This window comes from Halapricum sp. CBA1109, assembly GCF_009741825.1.
Lineage (GTDB): Archaea > Halobacteriota > Halobacteria > Halobacteriales > Haloarculaceae > Halapricum.
This window is the reverse complement of sequence record NZ_WPCA01000008.1, coordinates 20,701-42,880: the sequence shown is the minus strand read 5'-3', so window position 1 is coordinate 42,880 and position 22,180 is coordinate 20,701. Positions and strand designations below refer to the sequence as shown.

The window sequence follows — 22,180 nt, the reverse complement described above, 5'->3', positions numbered from 1 at the left end:
CGAGGACGAACACGATGTCGACGGCCGGCGCGGGCCGGTCGAGAGCGGTGGGGCCGCCGTCGGTCGCCGTCGCGTTCGGCGCGGTCGCCAACTGCTGTTCGCCCGGCGTCTCGGCGACGCTGCCGACTGTCGCGTCCGAGGGCGCGCCCGCCGTGAGCGTCGCCAGCACCGCGAGCGCTACCACGGCGAGGGTCGCCCCCGACGCCAGTATCGATGCCGCCCGTCTGTCCGTCAGTGGTCGTGACACACCGGGAGTAGGCTGCCGATGGAGGTAGTAAACGGAGGCTTACCACGCTCGTGCCGGACAGCGGAGCGTTCGCTTCCGTGCGTGAGGATACCTGTCACGCTAGCGTGGAGGCCGTCTCCGTGGGCGGGTAACCGTGTCATAACTACGGCCCGCCGGCGACTGGAACGGCCAATGAGCGCACGTTCCCGCCGACCGACTGGTCACCCGACACGACTGCCGCGGCCGGGCGCGACGCCCGTCAGATACCGGCGGACAGCCACGCCGCGCGCTGCGCGATGAGCGGGACGACGCGGTTGTTCCAGCGGTTCCTCTCGCTGGTCGGCCCGAAGATGCTCGGGACGCTCATCGCCGTCGTCTCGACGCCGGTCATCGTCCGCTTGCTCGGCCCGGGCGGGTACGGCGACTACGCCGTCCTGCTATCGATGTACTCGCTGTACATGATTCCGATCAGCGCGGCCGTCACCGAGGGCGTCCAGAAGTTCGTCGCCGAGAATCGCGGGGACGGCTGGGTCGAACGAGTCCTCCAGTTCTATCTGGTGCTCGCCCTCACGCTGGGGGTTCTCGGGAGCGCGCTCCTGTTCGTGCTCACACGGCTCGGCGTCGGCACCGTCTTCGGCGACGGGTTCACCGCGTACCTCTACGTCCTCGCGGCGTTCGTCCTCGTCGGTCAGTGTCGCGCCCTCTCGATGCACACGGTACTGGGATTCGGTCTCGAACACGTACAGGGGCCCCTCGGCGTCGTCAAGAAGGTTCTCACTGTCAGCGTCGGTATCGGCCTCGTCGCCGGCGGCTTCGGCGTCATCGGGATGCTCGCGGGCCACATCCTCGCCAACGGTGTGGTCGCCGTCGTCGCCGGCGCGGTCGTCCTCCGGCGGATATCGCTGCGCCGACTGCTCGCGCTCCCGCGGTCGATTCCCTATCGGGAGTTCCTCTCTTTTAACGTGCTCAACGTCGTCCTCGTCCTCCTCGTGATGTCGCTGTTCCACGTCGACGTGGTGATGGTTCGGACGCTCGTCGGCGGGGCGGAGACGGGCTACTACAAGGCGGCGCTCGCGCTCGCGGAGTACATCTGGATCGTCCCCATCGTCCTCCAGACGCTACTGTTACACTCCAGTTCGAGCCTCTGGAGCGAGGAACGGTACGAACAGATCACGGAACTGGCCGGGCGGATCACCCGCTACACGACGCTTTTGGTCCTGTTGATGGCCGTCGGTCTCGCGTCGCTTGCCCACCGGGTCGTCCCGCTGTACTACGGCCAGCAGTTCGCGGTGGCGACGACGCCGCTGCTGTTGTTGCTCCCCGGTGCCGTCGGGTTCGCCGTCGCCCGGCCGTTGCAGGCCATCTGTCAGGGCTCCGGCCGCCTGCGGCCGCTGCTCGCCGCCGTGGCTGTCGCCGCCGTGACAAACGTGGCGCTGAACGCGGCTCTGATACCCGCCTACGGTATCGCCGGAGCGGGGATCGCTACCAGCGTCGCCTACGGGTCGATGTTCGTCCTGCTCGTGGCGACGGCCAGACACATCGGCTACGACCCGCTCGTGGACTTCCGCGTGGGCCGCATCGCGGTGACCGCACTGGCGACCGGAGCCGCGGTCGTCTGGACCGACAGCCTGTTCGATACCGACGTGCTGGCGCTGGTCGTCGTCCCGGTCGTCGGGCTGGCGGTGTTCGCCGCCGCCGCGCTGCTGTCGGGCGCGCTCGACCGCGAGGAGGTCCTCGCCGCCGTCGACCGGCTACCGCTCCCGTTCGCGGGGAACCCAGTGGCGTAGCGATAGTATACTTATATTAGTCCCCCTCGGGGAATCGAGCATGGACCTGAAGGGACATCTGTACAGGCTGCTCCCGGGGAGGCTCCAGCCCCGGTGTAAGCGGGCGTACCTCACGCTCAGCCCGACCCGACTGACACCGGGGAACATCCAGCGGTCGCTCTCGTCGTCGCTGTTCGACAACGACGCGGCCTACCGCTCGTACCTCGCGGAGCTAGACGAGTCCCCGTTCACCGAGTATCGGACGGTGATGCGGGATCGATACGACGAACACGTGGGGACCCAGACGACCAACGAGCAGAAGTCTATCTCCGGGGGCTTAGACGACACGGCGGCCCGGAACCTCTACGCCGTCGTCCGGTCGCTGCAACCGTCGGTCGTCGTCGAGACTGGCGTCCACTACGGGCACTCGACGGCGTACATCCTCGCGGCGCTGTCCCGGAACGGGCACGGCCACCTCCACTCCGTCGACCCGGTCGCCGCGAGTAGCTGTCCCGGGGACACCGAGGAACCGGGGTGGCTGGTCCCCGAGACGCTGCGGGACGACTGGACCCTCCACGTCGGCCGGAGCCAGCGGGTCTTGCCCGAACTGCTCCCCGAACTGGGAAGCGTCGACCTCTTCTTACACGACTCGGACCACAGCGCCCCGTGTATGCTGTTCGAGTTCGAACTCGCGTGGGAGTGGCTCTCCGAGCGAGGGCTGCTCGTCTCCGACGACATCCACTGGAACGACGCGTTCCCGACGTTTCTCGACCACCGCGACGGCGACGCCGGACGGCTCTCGCTGAACGCCGGCTACGTCCGCCCCTCAGGACGACGGTGACCGCGAGGGCGTCCGCTCACCGGTGAGCACGCGACCGGTCGCCACCACCTCGACGGCCGCCAGCGGGAACGAGTCCGCCGGCGGCGTCCGCTCGGTCAGCCCCGCCGCGAGTCCGACAAGACCGAACCCCTTCACGACGAAGAAGTCGGCCGCGCCGGCGACGCCGCGCTTGCGGGCGACGACGGCGAACGCCGCGATAGAGAGCGCGAGCCACGCGAGGCGGAGCGGCCGCGAGCGGAGCGACCCGACTCCCAGACAGAGCCAGCCGAACAGGCCGAGTTTGTACTGCTGGCGGGCGAGCAACCGCCCGAGTATCGGCGGCGAGCGGAGCCACTTCCTGACGGTCTGTCCCGGCGCGGTGTAGTAGCCCTGTCGCCACCGCCGGAGTGGTTCGGTCGCGGCGTCCTCGTGGTGGTGTATCGCCGACACCGCCGGCAGCCGCACCAGTCGATGGCCGGCGGTCCGGAGTTTGAACCCCACGTCGATGTCCTCGTACCCCGGGAGGAAGGGGTCGAAGCCGCCGACCGAGCGGAGCACCGCGGCGTCGTACAGCATCACGCCGCCGATCTTCTCGACGTCGACGACCTCCTCCTGTGTGGACTCGTCGAGACAGCCCTCGGCGGCCACGGCGTCGGTGTCCCGGAGGTACGCCAGCGCCGCCGGGAGCCACTCCTCCGTCAGCGTCATGTCACCGTCGATGTGGAGGACGTACTCGCCGGTGGCGACCTGATCGCCGACGAACCGGCCCGCGCCACAGGAGACGGTGTGCTCCTCGGGGATGCGGAGGACGGTGACGGGGTACTCGCTCGCGTACTCGACGGTCCTATCTGTCGAGGCCGAGTCGACGAGGATCACCTCGAACTCCTCGACCGACTGGCAGGCGGCGATCACCGACGCCAGACACTCCCGGACGTGGTCGGCCTCGTTCTCGGTGATGACGACGACCGACAGCGTGATCGCTCCCGGTTCGGCGGCCGTCGTCGGATCGACGGTCATCGGTCGCCCCCCGCGAACTCGCCGTCGGTCACACGGCGCTGTTCGACGTGTTCGGTGCCGTCCGGTGTGACCAGTGTCGTGTTCTCGACGCGGACTGTCGCGTCTCTCAGGACCAGTGGCGCCCCCGTGACGTCGATTCGGGAGTCGACGACTCGACCCCCCTCGCAGCCCCAGAAGTGGATGCCGTCGCGGTCGTCGCCGGTCGCTGTGATCTCACAGTCCCGGAACACCGTCCCGTCGCGGCCCTCGACGAGGACGGTCCGGCCAGCCGCGCTCTCGCCCGTCATCGTCACCCCCTCGAACGTGGCCGTCCCCGGATGGTCACTGTTGTCGGGGAACACTCTGATCGCGGGGGTGTCGTCGCGGTCGACCGTTATCTCCGTCCCGGTGACCGTCGCGCCGCCGTTGGTCTCGTGGAAGACGACGCCGCCGTGGGTGAACCGCGAGTCGGCGGTGATGCGGACGAGGCAGTCTTCGATGCGCTGACCGTGGCCGCTGCGGAGCCTGAACCCGCGGGCGTTCGCGCTCGGGCCGGCGTCGGTCGTCGGCGGCGGCGCGTCGCTGATGCTCTCGACGTTCACCGCTGTCGACCCGACTGATCCCAGACGGACGTTCGCGATGTTGTTGTTCCGGTAGGTGCCGCCCTCGACGTGGACGACGCCGCCCGCCCCGTCGGCGAGGCCGGGCGCGGACGCGTAGAGCCCGTTGTCCGTGAACGCCTGTACCGTGCAGTCACGGAAGCGGAGTTCGCCCGCGTGAGATTTCCCGACGTACACGCCCGTCAGGTACTCGTCGTCGTCGCGCGCCCCGATGTCGAGGTTCCGGACGAGGGCCGTGGCGTCGGCGTCCAAGACGTCGAACCGGAACAGCGCTATCTGGCCGTCACAGCCCCCAGCGGCAGTGACGTTCGAGACGGTCGCGTCCCCTGCGGCGTTGACCCTGACGATGCCGCCGACCGAGTCGTCGGTCAGGTCGAGGTGGATTCGGTCTATCAGGAGGTCCTCGACGCCGTCGAACAGGAGGTACGACTCGCCGCTGCCGAGACAGCGGTCGCCGGAGGCGACGAACGCGGGCCGCTCGGACCCGGCGGCGGCGATACCGAGGTTCCGATAGCCCGAGAGGTCGGTCGGTTCCAGCCGGTACTCCCCGGCGGGAAACGACAGGAGCGTGTCGTCGCCGGCGTGGGCAGTCAGGAAGTCAGTTATCGGCTCCTCGCCGTCGGGGTCAGCGCCGTTCTCGACGGCGTCGACGACGGTGCCGAACGCGTCGGCGTGCCGCGGTCCCGACCCGGACGGTTGGGGGTCAGCGACGGCAGTCCCGTCGTCCTCGTCGGGCCCCATACCGCCCAGAATCGACAGCCCCACGAGCAGTCCACCGAGCCCGCCGATACCACCCCACGTCAACAGCTCCCGTCGCTCGAACTCCCGTCGCTCGATATCCATGTACCTGCCCGCTAGGGGTGGGGCCGGATTGTTATGCCGTGGCTATCGGTCCTCGGGGCCCGAGACGCCGACAGCCGCCGGCGTTCAGTTGGTCCGGGAGCCGTCGTACCCCGGGATGATGTCGCTGTACGTGACGGCCGCGTCCGCGCCGTAGTGGTTCGACCCGAAGGAGACGTTCGTCCACGAGGAGTTGTTCGGCTGGATGATCGCCTGCCCGGCCTGATCGGTCGGTCCGTCGGCGTCGGGCGCGTTCGGGTTGAAAAACCAATTGTCGGTGATCAACGCCTCGTCGTCGGGGGCATCCCTGATGACGACGATGTGGTTGACGTTGTCGTCCCACTCCCGTCGCACCGTCTCCACCACGTTGTTGTGGATCTCGTAACGGTCGCCGGCCGGTTCGTGGGCGTCAATGTTGTGCAGGACTTCCATCGGACCGAAGTGGTTGTACCGGCAGACGTAGCCGGGGTTCGACCCACCGGTCGCCACCGAGTGGCGGTTGTAGTTGAAATAGTTGTACTCGATGACGGGCATCCCCGCGTCGACGGTGATGCCGTAGCCGAGGCCGCTCTTGTTGTTCTCCCTGACGACGTTGTGATGGAAGTGCGCGCCGTCGCCGCTGTCGGCCTGTATCCCGTGGTGGGAGAAGCCCCACACCTCGCAGTTGTCGATTTCGCCCGCGCCCATCGTCTGTGCGCCGCCGGCACTGGAGTCGCCGCCCCAGTCGTCGCCGGGGTGGGGACCGCGGACTCGGACGCCAGTCAGCCGTGAGTCGCCCTCGAGGCTGAGCAGTTCGCCCGGTTCGTCGTCGGTGTACAGCAACGCGCCGGCGGACCCGTCGACGCCGCGGTCCGACGCCAGCGTAACCCCGTCCGGGATGTCGTACTGCCGGTTCCCGAGGTCTATCTGTTCGTTGCTGGGGACGAAGACCACGTCGCCGGACCCGGCGCTCGACAGCGCGTCGTCGAGTCCGCCGGCCGTCGTCACGACGGTGTCTGCCTCCGAGCGAGCGACCGTCGCGTCGTACCCCGGGCCGCCGCCGACGACTGGCCCCGTCTGTGTCGTCGTCGGCTCCGCTTCCTCGTCCTGCCACGGGAAACCGCCCTTCCAGCCGTCGCCCGTCGCGCCGGGCTGTGGGTAGTAGTCCAGACTCGACGGCCCCCCGTCGACGAAGGCGTCGGCTTCGCCCTCGATAGTCACGTCGAGGACGAGGTTGTCGAACTCGTAGGCGTGGCGCTCGCCGGGGTCGACGCGACCTGCCGCCTTGGTCCCATCGTCGCTCACCCAGTGGAAGTCGGGCTCGATAATCGCGCCGTCCAGCGTCGTCGCCACCATCTGGGCGTCGTCCTGCACTTCGAGGTAGTAGTCCGCCCACGAGTCGCCGGTCCCCTCGAAGGAGTAGGAGTGTTCACGCTCCACGTCGACCTGCTGCCACGGGAAGCCGCCCTTCCAGCCGTCACCGGTCGCGCCGGGACGCGGGTAGTAATCGAGGTCCGACGGTCTGCCGTCGACGAGGGCGTCTGCCTCACCGTCGATTGTCACGTCGACCACGAGGTTGTCGAACTCGTAGGCGTGGCGCTCGCCGGGGTCGACGCGGCCCGCCGCTTTCGTTCCGTCCTCGCTCACCCAGTGGAAGTCAGGTTCGACGACGGCGCCGTCCAGCGTCGTTGCGATCATCTCGGCGTCGTCCTGCACTTCGAGGTAGTAGTCCGCCCACGAGTCGCCGGTCCCTTCGAAGGAGTACGAATGCTCGCGCGTCTCGGGCGGTTCCTCGCCGGTCAGATCGTAGGCCGTCACCTCGGTCCCGTCGAGAAACAGCGTGTAGTCGCCGTCCATCGGCGAGAACGACTCGACGTCGCCCCAGAAGTCGAAGGTGTCGCCGTCGGTGTTGGCCGTCTCGCCGGTCGCCGTCCAGGTGCCGTCGTCGTTCTCGACGACGGTGTCTTCGGCCTCGGCGGCGTCGCTCTCGGCGTCGCGCACGGCGACCATCCGGTCGGTGGTCGTCACCGAGTACGTCACCGAGGACTCGGTGCCCGCGACGACCGTCAGCCGCTTGGCCGATACGTCCGAACTGTCGCCGTAGTTGATCCGGACGCTCGCGTCGCCGTCGACGTCCAGTCCGGCGAGTTCGCCGCTGAACCGGTAGGCGTCCACGTCGCGGTGGACGGCGCCGGACGCGCTGCCGTCGCCGAGGGTGTCGTTGCCCTCCGTCGACTCCCCGTCTGGGGTGATCGATCCGGTGACGCTGACCTCGTAGTCGGTCTTGCCGCGGCTGACGGTCCCGTCGAAGACGATGCTGTTGGGGTGGTCGGACGTGTCGCCCACGACCGTCCCGGCCGCGAGGGTGCCGACGAGGCCGGCCGTCCCGACCTGCATCAGGCGGCGCTTGCTGATCGACGGTCGCTCGGCTGTCTCGTCACTGTCGGTAGGGTCGCCATTCGAGGGTGGCATAGCTCGGTATGATGTACTTACTGTAAAGGCCGTTGTGACGGGGAAGAGACCACTGAGGCTCCGGTACGGTCGTTTAGTATCCAGCTACCGATCAGTTGGTCACCACCGGCCGTAATTTCCATCGCGTGACGGATCGGATGCGTCTGTGCGCGATACGGACTTCCTACCGCCGGGCCGACGAGATGCGTCGAACGCCGACAGGACAGTATGAATCTTCTACCGACCGGTAAGGACAGGATACCTTTCCGGACGGTGGCTGAGAACCCGACGGATGGACCGACACGACGCGGCGGCCACCGACCGGTGGCCCGACAGCGTGGAGCGACGACGACGGCCCCGGCGGTGGCGACTCGTCCCGCCGGCGGTGACGCCGGTTCGGGCGAGCGACGTCGCCGCGGGTATTCGGGGGCAGTGGGCCGGCCGCGGCCGCCGGCAGTTCCGCGAGGAGATAGCTGGGTTTCTCGACGCCGAACAGACCGCGACCTACACCTCCTACCGGCGGACGCTGGCCGGCTGTTTCCACGAACTCGCCGTGGCCGACGACGACGGGCGCGACACCGTCCTAATCCCGGCGTTCTGTAGCGCCGACTTCCCCGAAGCCATCGAGGGCGTCGGCCTCGAGCCGCGGCGCTACGACATCGACCCCGAGACGCTCGCGTTCGACCCCGACTCCCTGCGCGAGGGGCTGGAGACGGACCCGCTGGCCGTCGTCTCGATACCCGTGTTGGGCTACGGGTCGCCGATGGACGAGTTGGTCGAGCGCTGCGGGGACCCGTACCTCGTCGAGGTGCTGGGGTACGCGCTCGGGACGGAGTACGACGGGCGGCGACTCGGCACGTTCGGCGACTGCGCGGTACTGAACTTCCAGCAGGGGAAACCGCTACCGGTCGGCGGCGGGATGGTCGTCGCCGGAAACGACGAGTTATCCTTCCGCGACGCGGGGCGGGACCCGGTCGACCCGAACGTCGCCGCGCTGGCGGGCTACGCCGCCTTGGGCCGCCCGCGGCCGTACTACGCCTACGCGGCCGTCCGCGACGCGTTCGACGGCGTCGGCGACCGGGCCACGACCCACCCCGACCCGAAGTTCGCGGTCGACTACGACCCGCCGTTCGAGACCATCTCGGACTTCCAGGGGACCGTCGCATCCCGGGTGTTCGGCCGCCTCGACGCCCACCGCCGGGCACGCGAGCGGACGGCGACGCACTACCGCGAACAGCTATCGTCCTGCCCGGGGGTGAGCGCCGTCGAGGCGGTCCCGGGGCTGTCGAACTGCCAGCACGTCCGCTACCCGCTCGTGGCCGAGACGACGGCGCTGCGTGACCGGATCAAGACGGCGCTTGCGGACGCCGGCATCGGGGCGACGCCGCTGTACGACTGGCCGGTCCTCGACCCGGAGACGTTCCCGGGTGGGGCGTCCCTCCAGCGGCGGATTCTCACGCTCCCGACCCACCCCTACGTCGACGACCGGGACAGGCGCTTGGTCGTCGAGACAGTCCGAGAGGTCACCGCTGGCGGCCGGTAGGCGGGCCATAACTTACCCGCTCTCAGCCCGGGTTCGGGTATGCACGAACCATCGGCGGCGGTCGTCCCCGGCGTGGAGACGGCGGGGTCGCTGAGCACCGTCCGGTCGCTGGGTCGGATGGGCGTCCACACTATCGTCGCCTCGGAGCACGAACGGCCGCCGTCGGCCAGTTCCCGCTACTGCGCGGAGACGAAACGGGTCCCCGAGCCGGAGGGAGATCTACACGGCTACCGGGACGCGTTGCTCGACCTCGCATCCCGGGAAGACGTGGGACTGATCGTCCCCGTCAGAGAGCCCGACGTGTACGTCCTCGCGAAGTACCGCGAGTCATTTTCCGAGCACCTCGACACGCCGTGGCCGACATTCGAACAGTTGCTTTCCGTCCACGACCGGGTGCGGTTGTTCGAGGCGGCCGAGCGGGCCGGCGTGACCGTCCCAGAGACGGCGCTGCTGGACGACATCGAGGACTGGGAGCGCGAGCGCATCGTCAAGGGCCGTTACGCGGTGCTCACCGAAGACACCACTGAGGACGTCCCCGAGGGGCGATTCGAGTCCCCGCCGAAGACGCTGTTTCTCGACCCCGGCCGCCGGCCCGACGTCGACGCTATCGTCGAGCGGATGGGCCACGTCCCGATCGCCCAGTCGTACGTCGACGGGACGGAGTTCTGTTTCCGGGCGCTTCGCCACGACGGCGAAGCGGTCGTAACATCACAGAAGCGGCTGATCAGAGGGTACAAGTACAGCCGCGGGCCGAGCGTCTACCACGAGGCCGTCGACATCCCGGCGCTGGAAACCGCCGGCCTCGCGTTGTTGTCGGAACTTGAGTGGGAGGGGATAGCGTCGGTCGGCTTCATCCGCGACAGTTCGGGGGCGTTCAACCTCTTGGAGATCAACCCACGCATCCCGTCGAGCCTCCCGGTCGACATCCACGCCGGCGTGGACTACCCCCGATACTGGTGGCAGCTAGCGACCGGGGCGGCCGTCGACGCGGACCGCCACTACGACAGCGGCGTCGCGAGCCACCTCCTCCGTGGCGAGGCCGTCCACCTCCACAGCGTCCTCAGAGAGGAGTACGCGCTGGCGGAGCGACCGTCGGCCGCGGGAACGCTCCGGGATATCGCCGTGTCGCTGTACCGCCAACCCAACTTCGACTACCTCAGCCTCGACGACCCCGCGCCGTTCGTCCGGGACTGGCTGAACGTCGGGCGGGGACTGCTCGGTGTCGATAGCTGACGGCGAGTGCCTACCGGACCCGCGCCGCGGCTTCGGCCATCGTCTCGATGCGGAGGCCGTCGCGCTCACGACACTGGGCCGCGTACTCGACGATAGCGTCCACGCGCCGGGCGTCGCGGGGCGTACACAGGTTGTTCGGGTGGAGCCACATATGGAAGACGCCGTCCGTCTCTGCGGCGCGGTCGATACCGTTTCTGGCCTGTCTGACGATCGGATCGCCGCCGATTGCCGTCGCCACCGTCCGCGCCCACCCCTCGAACCCGAAGAGGAACAGCGACGGCGGGACGTCGACCAGTCCGTACTCGTCGACGGTCGGTTCGACCATTGAGGGACGGGCGGTCAGGGCGTCCCGGAGTTTCGCGGCCGCCCGACCCGCGCCGGTCGCGGGCGCGGACTCTCTGCTCCGGTAGCAGGTGAAGCCGGCGTCGGCCACTCGGTCGCGGTGGCCGACGGCGTTGCGCGGGAAGACGATGGAGTCGTACTCGACGCCGAACCGCTGGGCGGCGTCGCTGGCGGCCGCTAGCTCCGCCGCCGCTATCTCCGGCGTGACCCGCGGATCCCCGAAGCGGACGTGCGAGAAGGTGTGACAGGCGATCTCGTGGTCGTCGTCGACGGTTTGACGGACGAGGTCGACGCCGAACCGCAGGTCCGGACGGTCGCGCCAACTCGTCCGTTCGCGGTCGAACCAGCCGTCGATGGCGGGGAGGTCGGCGTGGACGCCGTCACACGAGTCGAGCATCAGGTGGCCGACGACGGCCCACGTCGCCGGCACGTCGTACCGGTCGAAGATATCCAACAGCGTCAGCCACCCCTCCCGTCCGGCCTCGACGCGGGGTGTCGGCGGGTCCGGCAGGTCGTGAAACCCCCAGCCCAGTTCCGCGTCGACGGAGAAGACGACCGCACCCACTACCGGGACACCTCGTGCATACACCGGCCGTTGGACGCGATTGCGGTAGTTATCGTCCCGCTACTGAGGGGGTCACAGACGGGCTATCGAGCGCGGCGGCGTCAGTGAGAGCTTACCGGTAACAAGCCGGGAATAACAATCCCGACAGCGGGCGGATCTACGGGCGTGCAATCAGATCAGCGACGACCGCCGGCCGGGGCCGAACCGCCGGCAGTAACGCCGGAGTACCGACCGCGGACGACCCCGCCGACTACCGGGGGGAGACGGGCGTGAGCGACGAACTGCGGGCCGGCGTGATCGGCGTCGGAAGTATGGGGCAACACCACGCACGCGTGTACAGCGAACTGCCGGGGACGACGCTCACCGGCGTGACGGACACCGACGCAGAACAGGGCTTGTCGGTCGCAACCGACTACGGCGCGACGTATATGAACCGGCGTGACCTGCTCGACGCCGTCGACGTGGCCTCGGTGGCTGTGCCGACCCGGTTCCACGCCGACGCCGTCGAGTCGTGTATCGAGGCGGACGTGGACGTCCTCGTCGAGAAGCCCTACGTCGACGACCGGGACCGGGGCCGGGAACTGGCCCGCCAGGCCCGGGAGGCCGGCGTCACGCTACAGGTCGGCCACATCGAGCGGTTCAACCCGTCTATCACGGTCCTCTCGGACATCGTCCCCGACTTAGACGTCGTCTCCATCGACATCGACCGCCTCGGGCCGCCGCTGGCGCGGGAGAACGACGACAACGTCGTGATGGACCTGATGATCCACGACATCGACATCCTGCTGTCGCTCGTCGAGGGGGACATCGAGTCGCTGTCGGCGGTCGCCCGCGACGACCGACACGCCACGGCCCAGTTCGAGTTCGACACCGGTGCCGTCTCGACGGTGACGGCGAGCCGCCTCACCCAGCAGAAGGTGCGGACGCTCTCGATAACGGCCGAGTCCTGCCGAGTCAACGTGGATATGATCGGCCAGACCGTCGAGATACACCGCCGGTCGCTGCCGGAGTACGTCGAGGCCGACGGCGACATCCGCTACCGTCACGAGAGCGTCGTCGAGCGCCCGATGGTCGAGAACGGCGAGCCGCTGAAAGCCGAACTCTCGTCGTTCGTCGACGCCGCCGAGAACGGGACCGAACCGCTCGTCACGGCCGAGGACGCCCTCGACGTACTGGAGGTCGTCGAACGGGTCGAGGGGATGGCGTTCCCGCCGGTGCCGGAGGTGACCCGTCCGTGAGCGAGTCCGTCACCGACCGACCCGGGCTGTACGGTGCGAGCGACGACGAGGAGTCCCAGCGGACGGCGTTCACTGCCGGCGACGTGCCGGTCGCCGTCTACGGCCTCGGGAAGATGGGCCTCCCGCTGGCGGCCGTCTACGCGAACGTGACGACGAACACCGTCGGCGTCGACGTCGACCCCGACGTGGTCGAGACAGTCAACGCGGGCCGCTCGCCGATCCAGCGCGAGCCCGGACTGCCGGGACTGGTCGCCGCGAACGTCGACGGAGGGAACCTGCGGGCGACGACCGACGGCGCCCAGGCGGCGGCCGACGCGGCCGTCCACGTCCTTATGGTCCCGACGCTGTTGACCGAGGAGCGGGAGCCGGACCTCTCGATGCTCGACACGGTCGTCTCGACCGTCGCCGAGGGGCTCTCGCCCGGCGACCTCGTCGTCGTCGAGTCGACGGTTCCGCCGCGGACGACCACTGACCGCGTCCGGCCGCGACTGGCCGAAGAGAGCGGTCTCGACCCCGGGGAGTTCGGCGTCGCGGCCTGCCCCGAGCGGACGGTCAGCGGGCAGGCCATAGCGGACATCCGCGGGACCCATCCGAAGGTCGTCGGCGGCGTCGACGCCGAGAGCACGCGGGCCGCGGCGCTGGTCTACGGCGAGATCAGCGACAACGAGGTGCTGCGGACGGACGCGACGACCGCCGAGGCGGTCAAGGTGTTCGAGGGCGTCTACCGCGACGCGAACATCGCCGTCGCCAACCAGCTAGCGATGTACAGCGAGGAGTTGGACATCGACGCAACGAGGCCATCGACGTCGCCAACACTCAGCCGTTCTGTGACATCCACGACCCCGGGCCGGGCGTCGGCGGCCACTGCATCCCGGTGTACCCGTACTTCCTCAGCGGCCAGTTCGACGCCGACGCGTCGGTGCTGAGGGCCGCGCGCGAACGGAACGACGCGATGCCGGCCGTCGCCGCCGAGATGGTCGAGGCGATACTCGAGTCCGAGGGCGTCGATATGGAGGGCGCGCGCGTGCTCTTGCTCGGCGTGACCTACAAGGCCGATATCGCCGAACTCCGCAACAGCCCGTCGATTCCGCTGGCGCGGCACCTCGCCGATGCCGGCGCGACGGTGTCGGCCGTCGATCCCCTGATCGAGGACTGGTCGGGGCTGGACGGGATGGAACCGACGGCGCTATCGGCGGCCGAGGCGGCCCCGGCCGACGTGGTCGTGCTGGCGACACCCCACGAGGAGTTCACGCGGCTGGAGTGGGACCGTTTCGACGCGCCGATTCTCGACGGCCGCGGGGCCATCGACGACGGCGACGTCTCGGCCCCGGTGTACCGCATCGGCGGGCGGTGGCCCTGACGATGATAGACGGAGTCACGGCGACCGCGAGCGAGGATGCCCCGGCTACCGAGAGCGACGGGGCGGGGCTCCGCGTGCTGTTCGACGTGGGCCACCCGGCGCAGGTCCACCTCTTTCGCAACGCCATCGAACAGCTACGAGCCGACGGCCACGAGACGTTCGTCACCTCCCGGGAGAAGGAGGTGACGACCGACTTGCTGGACGCCTACGGTATCGACCACCGGTCGCTCTCGACGCGGGGGGACTCGCTGCCCTCGCTGGTCGCCGAACTGCTGGTTCGGGAGTGGCGACTGCTCGCGGTCGCCCGCGAGTTCGACCCGGACGTGATCGTCAGTCGACTCGGACCCGTCCCAGCCCACGTCTCGGCGGCGCTTGGCTGTCGGAACGTGGTCGTCAGCGACACGCACGTCGACGAATCGCTGTTACAGCGGGTGTATCAGGGAATCACGTTCCCGTTCGTCGACACGACGTGTGCGCCCGCGGACTTCGAGTTGCCCGTCGACGACGCCGACCGGCGGCCGCTTGACTTCCAGGAGTTGGCCTATCTCCACCCGCGGTACTTCGAGCCGGACCCCGAGCGCATCGCGCCGTACGGGCTGTACCCGGACCATCCCTACTTCGTCGTCCGGGTCGCCGGCTGGGACGCCTACCACGACGTGGGGTACGACGGCCTCTCGCCGTCGGTCCTCCGGGAGTTGATCGGCGTGCTCGAACAGCACGGGACGGTGCTCGTCTCCGCCGAGAAGGCCCTCCCGGCGGACCTAGAGAGCTACCGGCTCCAGATCGACCCGTCGGACATCCATCAGGTCCTCTACCACGCCGACCTCTACGTCGGCGACTCCGGGACGATGTCGACGGAGGCCGCGATGCTCGGGACGCCCGCCATCAGGACGAACACGATGGTCGGCGACGAGGACGAGAACGTCTTCCGGGAGCTGGAGTCCCGGTACGGATTGCTGGAGTCGTTCGCCGACGCCGACCGCGCCGTCGAGGCCGTGCGGCGCCACGTCGAGAGCGACGTCGACCGGGCGGAGTATCGCCGGCGACGGGAGCAGTTGATCGCCGACCACCCCGACGTGACCGACCGACTCGTCGAGACGATTCTGGAGACCACCGATGAGTGAGCGGACCAGAGTCGTCGAGATACCGGAGGAGACCGCGGCCGTGATCGCCGGGCGTCTCGCCGGGACCGAGTTCGAATCGGTCGACGACTACGTCGCCTTCGTGCTGGCCGAACTGCTCGAGGAGGTCGACGACGACCCCGACGGCCCGGACGGGTCGGACGCGGACCACGACGACGTCCAGAGCCGCCTCGAATCGCTGGGGTACCTGTGAGCCCATCGGCCGCCGTAGTCACTTCCTACCGTTCGTAGGACGCTCCTGTGGCCCTGAACGGTCGGCGTCGCTTATCTGTCGGGACCGGGATGGTACGGGCGAGTACACGATGAGACACACGGCAGACGGTACGACAGCGATGGCCGACTGGTGGCAGCAGTATCGGGCGAGGGCGCGCGACGCCGACGCGGTGACCGTCGAACTGTTCCTCCGGTCGTACACGCCGACGGGCCACCACCTCGACCGGTCGGCCCTCGTGGAGTCGGTGACCGAACGGGTCGAGGACGGGGGCCTCGACGGCTACGACGTGACCGTCGTCGGCGACCGTATCTGTGTCTGTGACCGCTGTACGGAACTCTACGCCGAGGAAGACACGTTCGAATCGGTCGCCGCCCTCGCGGAGTGGCGGTCGGGACCGCTGGAGGCCAGCGGCATTACGGAGCGGGCCGTCGAGTCCGCGATCACCGGCGAGTATCATCACACCATCTCGCTCCCCGAGCAGGCGCTTGGCGTATTCGTCGACGATGCACTGGTCGGCGTGTTCCCCTGTACCGACGGCGTCCGGACGTACGAACCGGCGACGTTTCTCTCGGAACGACAGGAGCGGGCGGAACGCGCCGACGCCGGACAGTCCGAACCCGTCTCGGACTAACTCAGTCTCCGAGCATCGACTGCTGGGCGAGCGCTATCTCGACGTACGGGCGGACCAGTTCGGTCCGGTCGGTCGACTGAACCAGTTGTCGCTCTAAGTTGTACGTGACGAACCCGGCCGACGCGAGTTCCGGGAGGTGGGTGTGGGTCAACTCCGCGGTGATGCGCCGGCGGAGTTCGTTCGCCGACGCGTCGTCGGCGGTCTGTTCGACGACGTAGTCGACGAGGTCGGCGACCGTGAGGCCGCCCTCCGCCCGGAGCAACAGCGTCAGGACGTACCGCTGTTCGGGCCGCGCTAGCGCGTCGAAGACGTCGGTTATCGCGTCGGTCGCCTCGTCGTCGGGCACCGTCCCCTCGGTCAGCGTCCGGACGGCGTCGCGTTCGCTCTCCAGTTCCGCCAGCCGTTCGCTCATACGACCGTTCGCCCTCCCGTGTGCGCGGACGCGGACCGCTCGAAGTCACCGTTGGCTGTCGTTGGCATACCCGTAGCTGGGTCCCTGTTATCCTTTGTTATGGACACGCATATCAGCGACAGGGCGGCTCTGGCGGGCGGCGACGGCCGAACGAACTCACTCGGTGTCGCGGCGGCCAGTCACCATCGCCCGGAGGACGGCGGCGAACCCGTGGGACGCGGCGTCGCTCCAGACGGCCGTCTCCGTCCCGTCGACGCGGGCGCTGAGGAGCGTCCGCTCGCCGTCGACGACCAGCACCCGGCCGAGCGCGGTGTCTGCGATGTCCCACGCCGTCGCGTCGACCGCCGCGTCGGGGACTGCGGTCCGGACCCGTTCGCGGACCGTCGCGGAGGCGCCGCCGACCGTGACCGAGACGCCGCGGTCGTCGGCCGTCACGACCGCGTCGAGTACGTCGGCGGTGAGGCGGTCCGCGGCCGTCGCGTAGACGACCGACTCCTCGGCCCCGTCAAGCAACGACAGGACCCGGTCCGTCACCGCCGCCTGCCCCTCGACGGTCCGGCCGCCGCTGTCGGGCGGAGATTCGGTGTCGAGCGCGCGCAGGGCCGTGCCGAGGAGACCGATACGGCGCTGGAACTCGTTCTCGAAGGTCCGGGACACCGTCTCCAGCGGGGGCACCCTGAACGTCCGGGGCGAGGACTGGTGGACGGACGCCAGCCCCATCTCCTGTAACTCCTCGACCGCGTCGTAGACGCGGGTTCGCGGGACGGCGGCGACGTGACTCACGTCCCGTGCGGTCCCTGTTCCGAGCGTCGAGAGCGCGACGAACGTCCGGGCGGCGTAGGCACTCAGCCCGAACTCTTGGAGTTGTTCGACGGCGACCGACCACGGGTCCGCTGGTGGTTCAGAACTCATCGGTTGTGTAAAGTAGGCCCGGCCGGCGAGGGCCGGGCGGCACACGTCAGACGGTGTTGGGACACATTCTGGCTGTGTGCCGTTAGACCGGATGGCCCCCCGGCGTATATTGTTTTTGTGATTAACCGAGTTACACTAGCCAGGGAGTAAAAGTCACATAATCTATATTTCGACGGGGTGCGTCACTGTGAGTATTACAGACAGTCTACGGTGACCGGGGGCGCCGTAATACGATGACGCTGGCGGCATAGAGGCCGAGTCAGACAGACGAAACGTTATAATTAGGGTGACAATACATATCCGTCCTCGGGGAGAAGTACGAGACAATCCCGGATTCGAGCCGGGACGTTGGGACACACAGACATGACTGAAGATCTAGAGGAGGCGATTGAGGTACTCCAGCAACTCGGTATGAAAGAGTACGAAGCGCGGTGTTTCGTCGGGTTGTGCCGGCTGGAGAGCGGTACAGCGAAGCGACTCAGCGAGACGACGGAGGTGCCACGGACGCGCGTCTACGACGCCATCAGAGTCCTCGAAGCGCAGGGACTGGTCGAGATACAGCACACGAGCCCACAGCGGTTCCGGGCCGTGCCCCTCGACGAGGCGACGGAGACGCTCAGACACCAGTACGAGGACCGGGTCGAACGGCTCCGGGACACCCTAGAGACCATCGACGTCACCGAGGAGGAGGGGACGCCGGTCCAGGAGGTGTGGTCGATGTCCGGACAGGAGGGCATCGAGAACCGGACCGACCAGTTGCTCGGGGAGGCCACCGAGGAAATCGTCCTCGTCATCGGGGACGAGTCGCTGCTCACCGACAGGCTGATAGCCACGCTCAACAGCGCCGACCCGGGCGTCGAGTTGGTCGTCGGTGCGCTGACCGAATCCCTCGAGACGCAGATCCAGTCGGCCGTCCCGGACGCGACGACGTTCGTCTCGGGGCTGGAGTGGCTACACGGCGAGGATATCGACGAGGAGACGGCCATCGGCCGCCTAGTGCTGGTCGACCGCTCGAAGATACTCGTGAGTACTATCGTCCCTGACAGCCACGTCGAACAGGCTATCTTCGGCGAGGGGTTCGGGAACGGCCTCGTCGTCATCGCCCGTCGGCTTATGTCGCAGGGCCTGATCCCCGCCCGAGACCCCGGCTCCTGAGACCGCCCCCGGCCTCGCACGGCCGCGGTCGGCACGCCTCACCGTCTGCTGGCCCGGTCCGGGTCGAGGCGGTGGACGGTGACGTACTCGCCGTTCTGGACGCTCACGCGACAGCCGCTGTAGACGAACGACACCTCGCCGCCGATCCGGAACGTCCCGTCGGTCCGCGGGGAGAACAGCGCGTCCAGCGCGTCGGTGTCCAGTATCTCGGCCAGCGGCCGGAGATCAGGGGCGTCGCGGTCCACGACGGTACTCACCGCTCGGACGACCGCCAGACTGATTTTTTCGTTCGGCCCACACTCGTACTCCATAGTCGCGCTAGGTCCCGGACCATCAAAACACTCGCAGTTTTTCACCCAGTTCAACACAACAGTCATTAGTGGCCGTTTCAGTGCTGCTACCGTCTGTTCGCGTCCGGGGCCGACGGTGCGACGACGACCGACAGTAGTAACCGGTTACTTGCCACCAGTTCCGCAAATCGATCCATAACAAAGGGTACGTGGGGCTTTCTGGCGGTATGCGACAGACCAACGGTCCAGCGGTTCGCAGTCGGCCCGAGCGCTCGCCGATCCGAGGGGTGTCGGCCTGATGTGCGGCATCACCGCGCGCGTCGGCACCGGCGACTCCCTCGACGCGTTGCTGTCGAGCCTCCGGAATCTGGAGTACCGCGGGTACGACTCCGCCGGTATCGCCATCCAGAACGGCGACGGCATCGAGGTCAGCAAACAGGAAGGTGAGGTCGACGCGTTGCAGGCCCGGATCCCCGCCGACGGACTCCACGGCGAGGTCGGTATCGGCCACACCCGCTGGAGTACCCACGGGCCGCCGACCGACGAGAACGCCCACCCCCACCAGGACTGCTCGGGCGACGTCGCCGTCGTCCACAACGGCATCATCGAGAACTACCAGGAGTTGCGGGACGAACTGGCCGCCGCCGGACACACCTTCCGCAGCGACACCGACACCGAGGTCGTCCCCCACCTCGTCGAGGCCGAACTCCGGGGCGGGGCCGACCCCGAGGCGGCCGTCCGCGCGGCGGTCGACCGACTGGAGGGGAGTTTCGCCATCGCGGCCGTCGTCGCCGGCGTCGACCGCATCTTCGCCGCCCGCAACGACTCGCCGCTCGTGTTGGGTATCGACGACGGCGAGGCGCCACGCGCCCCGGACGAGGCGAGCGGTGATCAGCCGCGAGGCAGCGCCTACTACCTCGCCAGCGACGTGCCCGCCTTCCGCGACCACACCGACCGCGTCGTCTATATGGACGACGGGGAGTTCGCCGTCCTCGACGCCGACGGCTGGACGGTCACCGACCTCGTCGGCAACCACGTCGAGAAGGCCGTCGACACCGTCGACTGGGACCCCGAGGAGACCGGCAAGAGCGGCTACGACCACTATATGCTCAAGGAGATCCACGAGCAACCGCGGTCGCTCAGGCAGTGTCTCTCCGAACGCGTCGACGAACTCGACGGTACTGTCGACATCGGCGACCTCGCGGACCTCACCCCCCGAGGCATCCACTTCGTCGCCTGTGGCACCTCCTACCACGCCGCGCTGTACGGCGCGCAACTGTTCCAGCAGGCCGGCATCCCCGCACAGGCGTTCCTCGCCAGCGAGTACGCCAGTTCGCCGCCGCCCATTGGCGACGCCCTCGTCGTCGGCGTCACCCAGAGCGGCGAGACGGCCGACACCCTCTCGGCGCTCCGGGAGGCCAAACACCGCGGGGCCCGGACCCTCGGCGTCACCAACGTCGTCGGGTCGACGGTCGCCCGCGAGTGTGACCACGTCTTCTACATCCGCGCCGGCCCCGAAATCGGCGTCGCCGCGACCAAGACCTTCGCCTCCCAACTGGCCGCGCTGAACCTCCTCGCCCTCGGGATGACCGACAGCGAGGACGCCCGCGAGGTCATCGGCGCCTCCGGGACCTCCCCGGGCAAGTCCAAGAAGTGCTGGACGAGTCCGGCGCGCGCGCCGTCGCCGAGACCTACGAGTCCGCCGGCGCGTACTTCTTCATCGGTCGCGGCCTCCAGTTCCCGGTCGCACTGGAAGGTGCGCTCAAGATGAAAGAGATCACCTACAAACACGCCGAGGGCTTCGCCGCCGGCGAGTTGAAACACGGCCCGCTGGCGCTGGTGACCGACCAGACGCCCGTCTTCGCTGTGGTGACTGGCGACGGGGAGCAGGCGCGCAAGACCATCGGCAACGTCAAAGAGGTCGAGGCCCGCGACGCGCCCGTCATCGCCGTGACCGACGGCCAAACCGACGTCGAACGCTACGCCGACCACGTGCTCTCGATTCCGGACACCCATCCCCGGACGGCGGCTGTGTTGGCCAACGTCCAGTTGCAGTTGGTGTCCTATCACACCGCGGCGTTGCTGGGGCGCTCGATCGACAAACCGCGAAATCTGGCCAAGAGCGTGACGGTGGAGTAGGGTAAAATCAAGAGACCCGACGGTTTTAGATGAAATATTAGTGTCAGACGGTTTGTTGCCGCAACTCATACTCGATCCCTGACCACCGTATGATAGCTATTTATATGCATTTCTGGAATAGATAGAATAGTTATGAAGATTGGGATGGTCTCCGACACCTTCCACCCAAAGGTAGGTGGAGCGGAAATCCACGTGAAAGAGCTCTCAAAAGCGCTCCGTAACCGGGGACACGAGGTGAGTGTTCTTACGTTTACTGATGGGAACGACACTGTTGAGGAACTGCCAGTAACACGGCTTCAGTACTCTCCTTGGGACCCAACTACTGGTGTGGCCACGCTACTGACAAATGACATTGGCAAAATAGCGGCCTTCATCAGGAACCATGACCTGATACATACTCACTATACGTTTATGTCATCCGCGATAGTTGGCGTACTAAGCAGCATACTTCGGACCCCAATGGTAACAACATTACACGGCTTAGGAACGCTTGATTCCTCGGTCTCCGATTCGGTGCACAAAAAAACGTTCCGTCGTCTTTCGTTTCTATCTACTCAGCGAATAATCTCAACTAGCGAAGAGATGGCCAGCGTCGCAGAACGATATGTTCCAGATGATATAATTACAGTTATACCAAACGCTGTTGACACAGGCTACTTCAAACCACAGGGACACCAAGACAGTGGAGAGACACTCACTATCCTCTCAGTTCGTCGGTTAAATCCAAAGAACGGGGTTCAGTATCTCATCGATGCGTCCCCTACTATCTGTGAGAGAGTAGAAGATGTAGAAATCATCATCGCAGGGAACGGTGGGAAGGACGAAATGATGGAGTATCTTAAGAATCGGGTAGTAGAACACGGAACAGAGGAGCACATCAGCTTCCTCGGAGAGGTTCCAAACGAACAGACCCGAGATCTGTACGATAGATCCGATATTGTTGTCTTCCCATCAAGTGCTGAATCAACAAGTATAGCATGTCTAGAAGCAATGTCGATGCAGTGTGCAGTCGTCGCTAGTGATATCAGTGCTTATAGGTCAATGCTAGGGAGCGGAAAGCGTGGGGTTCTCGTAGAGTTGTTTGACCGAAACACGTCGGATTATGATGCCCCGATGATACTTCCAGAAGAACGAATTCAGTCGCTTGCAGAGAGTATAATTTCGTTATACGAGAATCCGGAGCGTCGACAAAATCTTGGTAGAGAAGCGCGAGAATATGTAGTTACAAACCATGATTGGTCGATAATCGCAGAAAAGATTGAGGAAGAATATTATTCGGTTCACGGGTAGCGCAGCGTTACAGTGT

Annotated in this window: 20 protein-coding genes and 1 pseudogene; 13 read left to right on the top strand and 8 right to left on the bottom strand. The window is 67.2% G+C overall.

Translation table 11 applies throughout. The features are described 5' to 3' along the window. A partial coding sequence (locus GJ629_RS02030; protein ID WP_197428388.1) for a hypothetical protein occupies positions 1–247 on the bottom strand: 247 nt, incomplete at its 3' end. 275 nt (positions 248–522) lie between these two features. On the opposite strand from GJ629_RS02030, the gene GJ629_RS02025 reads away from it, so the two are divergent. Continuing rightward, a complete protein-coding gene (locus GJ629_RS02025) occupies positions 523–2,013 on the top strand; it encodes a lipopolysaccharide biosynthesis protein (protein ID WP_157511516.1) in 1,491 nt (496 codons plus the stop codon). 40 nt (positions 2,014–2,053) lie between these two features. Beyond that, the gene (locus GJ629_RS02020) at positions 2,054–2,833 is read left to right on the top strand and encodes a class I SAM-dependent methyltransferase (protein ID WP_157511515.1); all 780 of its coding nucleotides are present in this window, start codon (positions 2,054–2,056) and stop codon (positions 2,831–2,833) included. Here the strand turns inward: GJ629_RS02020 and GJ629_RS02015 are convergent. The 3 genes from GJ629_RS02015 to GJ629_RS02005 all read right to left on the bottom strand — a co-directional run bounded on the left by GJ629_RS02015 (position 2,819) and on the right by GJ629_RS02005 (position 7,719). Further along, positions 2,819–3,829, bottom strand: a complete 1,011-nt coding sequence (locus GJ629_RS02015; RefSeq protein ID WP_157511514.1) for a glycosyltransferase family 2 protein — start codon at positions 3,827–3,829, stop codon at positions 2,819–2,821. The two genes, GJ629_RS02020 and GJ629_RS02015, sit on opposite strands and share 15 nt — an antisense overlap. Beyond that, positions 3,826–5,271 carry a right-handed parallel beta-helix repeat-containing protein gene (locus tag GJ629_RS02010; RefSeq protein WP_157511513.1) on the bottom strand — a complete coding sequence of 482 codons (1,446 nt, stop codon included), beginning with the start codon at positions 5,269–5,271 and terminating at the stop codon, positions 3,826–3,828. The genes GJ629_RS02015 and GJ629_RS02010 overlap by 4 nt, the downstream gene beginning before the upstream one ends. 84 nt (positions 5,272–5,355) lie before the next feature. Further along, complete coding sequence (locus GJ629_RS02005; RefSeq protein WP_157511512.1) at positions 5,356–7,719, bottom strand: right-handed parallel beta-helix repeat-containing protein; 2,364 nt, start codon at positions 7,717–7,719, stop codon at positions 5,356–5,358. 271 nt (positions 7,720–7,990) lie between these two features. Here GJ629_RS02005 and GJ629_RS02000 point away from each other — a divergent pair, with 271 nt between their 5' ends. Further along, positions 7,991–9,241, top strand: a complete 1,251-nt coding sequence (locus GJ629_RS02000) for a DegT/DnrJ/EryC1/StrS family aminotransferase (protein WP_157511511.1) — start codon at positions 7,991–7,993, stop codon at positions 9,239–9,241. A gap of 39 nt (positions 9,242–9,280) precedes the next feature. Then, positions 9,281–10,474: a carboxylate--amine ligase gene (locus tag GJ629_RS01995; protein ID WP_157511510.1), complete on the top strand. Its 1,194-nt coding sequence runs from the start codon at positions 9,281–9,283 to the stop codon at positions 10,472–10,474. Positions 10,475–10,484: 10 nt separating this feature from the next. On the opposite strand, the gene GJ629_RS01990 is transcribed toward GJ629_RS01995, so the two are convergent. Continuing rightward, positions 10,485–11,381: a polysaccharide deacetylase family protein gene (locus GJ629_RS01990; protein ID WP_370515753.1), complete on the bottom strand. Its 897-nt coding sequence runs from the start codon at positions 11,379–11,381 to the stop codon at positions 10,485–10,487. Positions 11,382–11,650: 269 nt separating this feature from the next. On the opposite strand from GJ629_RS01990, the gene GJ629_RS01985 reads away from it, so the two are divergent. From GJ629_RS01985 to GJ629_RS01965, 6 genes are all read left to right on the top strand, one after another. Further along, complete coding sequence (locus GJ629_RS01985; RefSeq protein ID WP_370515752.1) at positions 11,651–12,619, top strand: Gfo/Idh/MocA family oxidoreductase; 969 nt, start codon at positions 11,651–11,653, stop codon at positions 12,617–12,619. Further along, positions 12,616–13,545, top strand: a complete 930-nt coding sequence (locus tag GJ629_RS17810) for a nucleotide sugar dehydrogenase (protein WP_394350929.1) — start codon at positions 12,616–12,618, stop codon at positions 13,543–13,545. Before GJ629_RS01985 ends, GJ629_RS17810 begins: the two co-directional genes overlap by 4 nt. After that, the gene (locus GJ629_RS17805) at positions 13,452–13,979 is read left to right on the top strand and encodes a UDP binding domain-containing protein (RefSeq protein ID WP_394350930.1); all 528 of its coding nucleotides are present in this window, start codon (positions 13,452–13,454) and stop codon (positions 13,977–13,979) included. The genes GJ629_RS17810 and GJ629_RS17805 overlap by 94 nt, the downstream gene beginning before the upstream one ends. A gap of 2 nt (positions 13,980–13,981) precedes the next feature. Next, positions 13,982–15,103 carry a DUF354 domain-containing protein gene (locus GJ629_RS01975; protein ID WP_157511509.1) on the top strand — a complete coding sequence of 374 codons (1,122 nt, stop codon included), beginning with the start codon at positions 13,982–13,984 and terminating at the stop codon, positions 15,101–15,103. Further along, the gene (locus GJ629_RS01970) at positions 15,096–15,314 is read left to right on the top strand and encodes a hypothetical protein (protein WP_157511508.1); all 219 of its coding nucleotides are present in this window, start codon (positions 15,096–15,098) and stop codon (positions 15,312–15,314) included. Before GJ629_RS01975 ends, GJ629_RS01970 begins: the two co-directional genes overlap by 8 nt. A gap of 109 nt (positions 15,315–15,423) precedes the next feature. Further along, the gene (locus GJ629_RS01965; RefSeq protein WP_157511507.1) at positions 15,424–15,966 is read left to right on the top strand and encodes an HTH domain-containing protein; all 543 of its coding nucleotides are present in this window, start codon (positions 15,424–15,426) and stop codon (positions 15,964–15,966) included. A gap of 1 nt (position 15,967) precedes the next feature. Here GJ629_RS01965 and GJ629_RS01960 read toward each other — a convergent pair whose 3' ends face one another. Continuing rightward, complete coding sequence (locus tag GJ629_RS01960) at positions 15,968–16,378, bottom strand: hypothetical protein (protein ID WP_157511506.1); 411 nt, start codon at positions 16,376–16,378, stop codon at positions 15,968–15,970. A 156-nt stretch (positions 16,379–16,534) separates the two neighbouring features. Next, complete coding sequence (locus tag GJ629_RS01955) at positions 16,535–17,290, bottom strand: TrmB family transcriptional regulator (protein ID WP_157511505.1); 756 nt, start codon at positions 17,288–17,290, stop codon at positions 16,535–16,537. A 363-nt stretch (positions 17,291–17,653) separates the two neighbouring features. On the opposite strand from GJ629_RS01955, the gene GJ629_RS01950 reads away from it, so the two are divergent. Then, the gene (locus GJ629_RS01950; protein WP_197428387.1) at positions 17,654–18,445 is read left to right on the top strand and encodes a TrmB family transcriptional regulator; all 792 of its coding nucleotides are present in this window, start codon (positions 17,654–17,656) and stop codon (positions 18,443–18,445) included. A gap of 38 nt (positions 18,446–18,483) precedes the next feature. Here GJ629_RS01950 and GJ629_RS01945 read toward each other — a convergent pair whose 3' ends face one another. After that, on the bottom strand, positions 18,484–18,756 hold the full coding sequence (locus GJ629_RS01945) for a HalOD1 output domain-containing protein (RefSeq protein ID WP_157511504.1): 273 nt from the start codon (positions 18,754–18,756) through the stop codon (positions 18,484–18,486). A 277-nt stretch (positions 18,757–19,033) separates the two neighbouring features. On the opposite strand from GJ629_RS01945, the pseudogene glmS reads away from it, so the two are divergent. Together glmS and GJ629_RS01935 are read left to right on the top strand one after the other, a co-directional pair. Continuing rightward, positions 19,034–20,874, top strand: a pseudogene (gene glmS, locus GJ629_RS01940) (glutamine--fructose-6-phosphate transaminase (isomerizing)). A 132-nt stretch (positions 20,875–21,006) separates the two neighbouring features. Next, positions 21,007–22,164 carry a glycosyltransferase family 4 protein gene (locus tag GJ629_RS01935; protein ID WP_157511503.1) on the top strand — a complete coding sequence of 386 codons (1,158 nt, stop codon included), beginning with the start codon at positions 21,007–21,009 and terminating at the stop codon, positions 22,162–22,164. Positions 22,165–22,180 lie beyond the last annotated feature (16 nt).

Bases quoted from the DNA above. Each gene is read 5' to 3' on its own strand.
- GJ629_RS02025 (WP_157511516.1), top strand. From the start codon at position 523: ATGAGCGGGACGACGCGGTTGTTCCAGCGGTTCCTCTCGCTGGTCGGC.
- GJ629_RS02020 (WP_157511515.1), top strand. From the start codon at position 2,054: ATGGACCTGAAGGGACATCTGTACAGGCTGCTCCCGGGGAGGCTCCAG.
- GJ629_RS02015 (WP_157511514.1), bottom strand. From the start codon at position 3,829: ATGACCGTCGATCCGACGACGGCCGCCGAACCGGGAGCGATCACGCTG.
- GJ629_RS02010 (WP_157511513.1), bottom strand. From the start codon at position 5,271: ATGGATATCGAGCGACGGGAGTTCGAGCGACGGGAGCTGTTGACGTGG.
- GJ629_RS02005 (WP_157511512.1), bottom strand. From the start codon at position 7,719: ATGCCACCCTCGAATGGCGACCCTACCGACAGTGACGAGACAGCCGAG.
- GJ629_RS02000 (WP_157511511.1), top strand. From the start codon at position 7,991: ATGGACCGACACGACGCGGCGGCCACCGACCGGTGGCCCGACAGCGTG.
- GJ629_RS01995 (WP_157511510.1), top strand. From the start codon at position 9,281: ATGCACGAACCATCGGCGGCGGTCGTCCCCGGCGTGGAGACGGCGGGG.
- GJ629_RS01975 (WP_157511509.1), top strand. From the start codon at position 13,982: ATGATAGACGGAGTCACGGCGACCGCGAGCGAGGATGCCCCGGCTACC.
- GJ629_RS01970 (WP_157511508.1), top strand. From the start codon at position 15,096: ATGAGTGAGCGGACCAGAGTCGTCGAGATACCGGAGGAGACCGCGGCC.
- GJ629_RS01965 (WP_157511507.1), top strand. From the start codon at position 15,424: ATGAGACACACGGCAGACGGTACGACAGCGATGGCCGACTGGTGGCAG.
- GJ629_RS01960 (WP_157511506.1), bottom strand. From the start codon at position 16,378: ATGAGCGAACGGCTGGCGGAACTGGAGAGCGAACGCGACGCCGTCCGG.
- GJ629_RS01955 (WP_157511505.1), bottom strand. From the start codon at position 17,290: ATGAGTTCTGAACCACCAGCGGACCCGTGGTCGGTCGCCGTCGAACAA.
- GJ629_RS01950 (WP_197428387.1), top strand. From the start codon at position 17,654: ATGACTGAAGATCTAGAGGAGGCGATTGAGGTACTCCAGCAACTCGGT.
- GJ629_RS01945 (WP_157511504.1), bottom strand. From the start codon at position 18,756: ATGGAGTACGAGTGTGGGCCGAACGAAAAAATCAGTCTGGCGGTCGTC.
- GJ629_RS01935 (WP_157511503.1), top strand. From the start codon at position 21,007: ATGAAGATTGGGATGGTCTCCGACACCTTCCACCCAAAGGTAGGTGGA.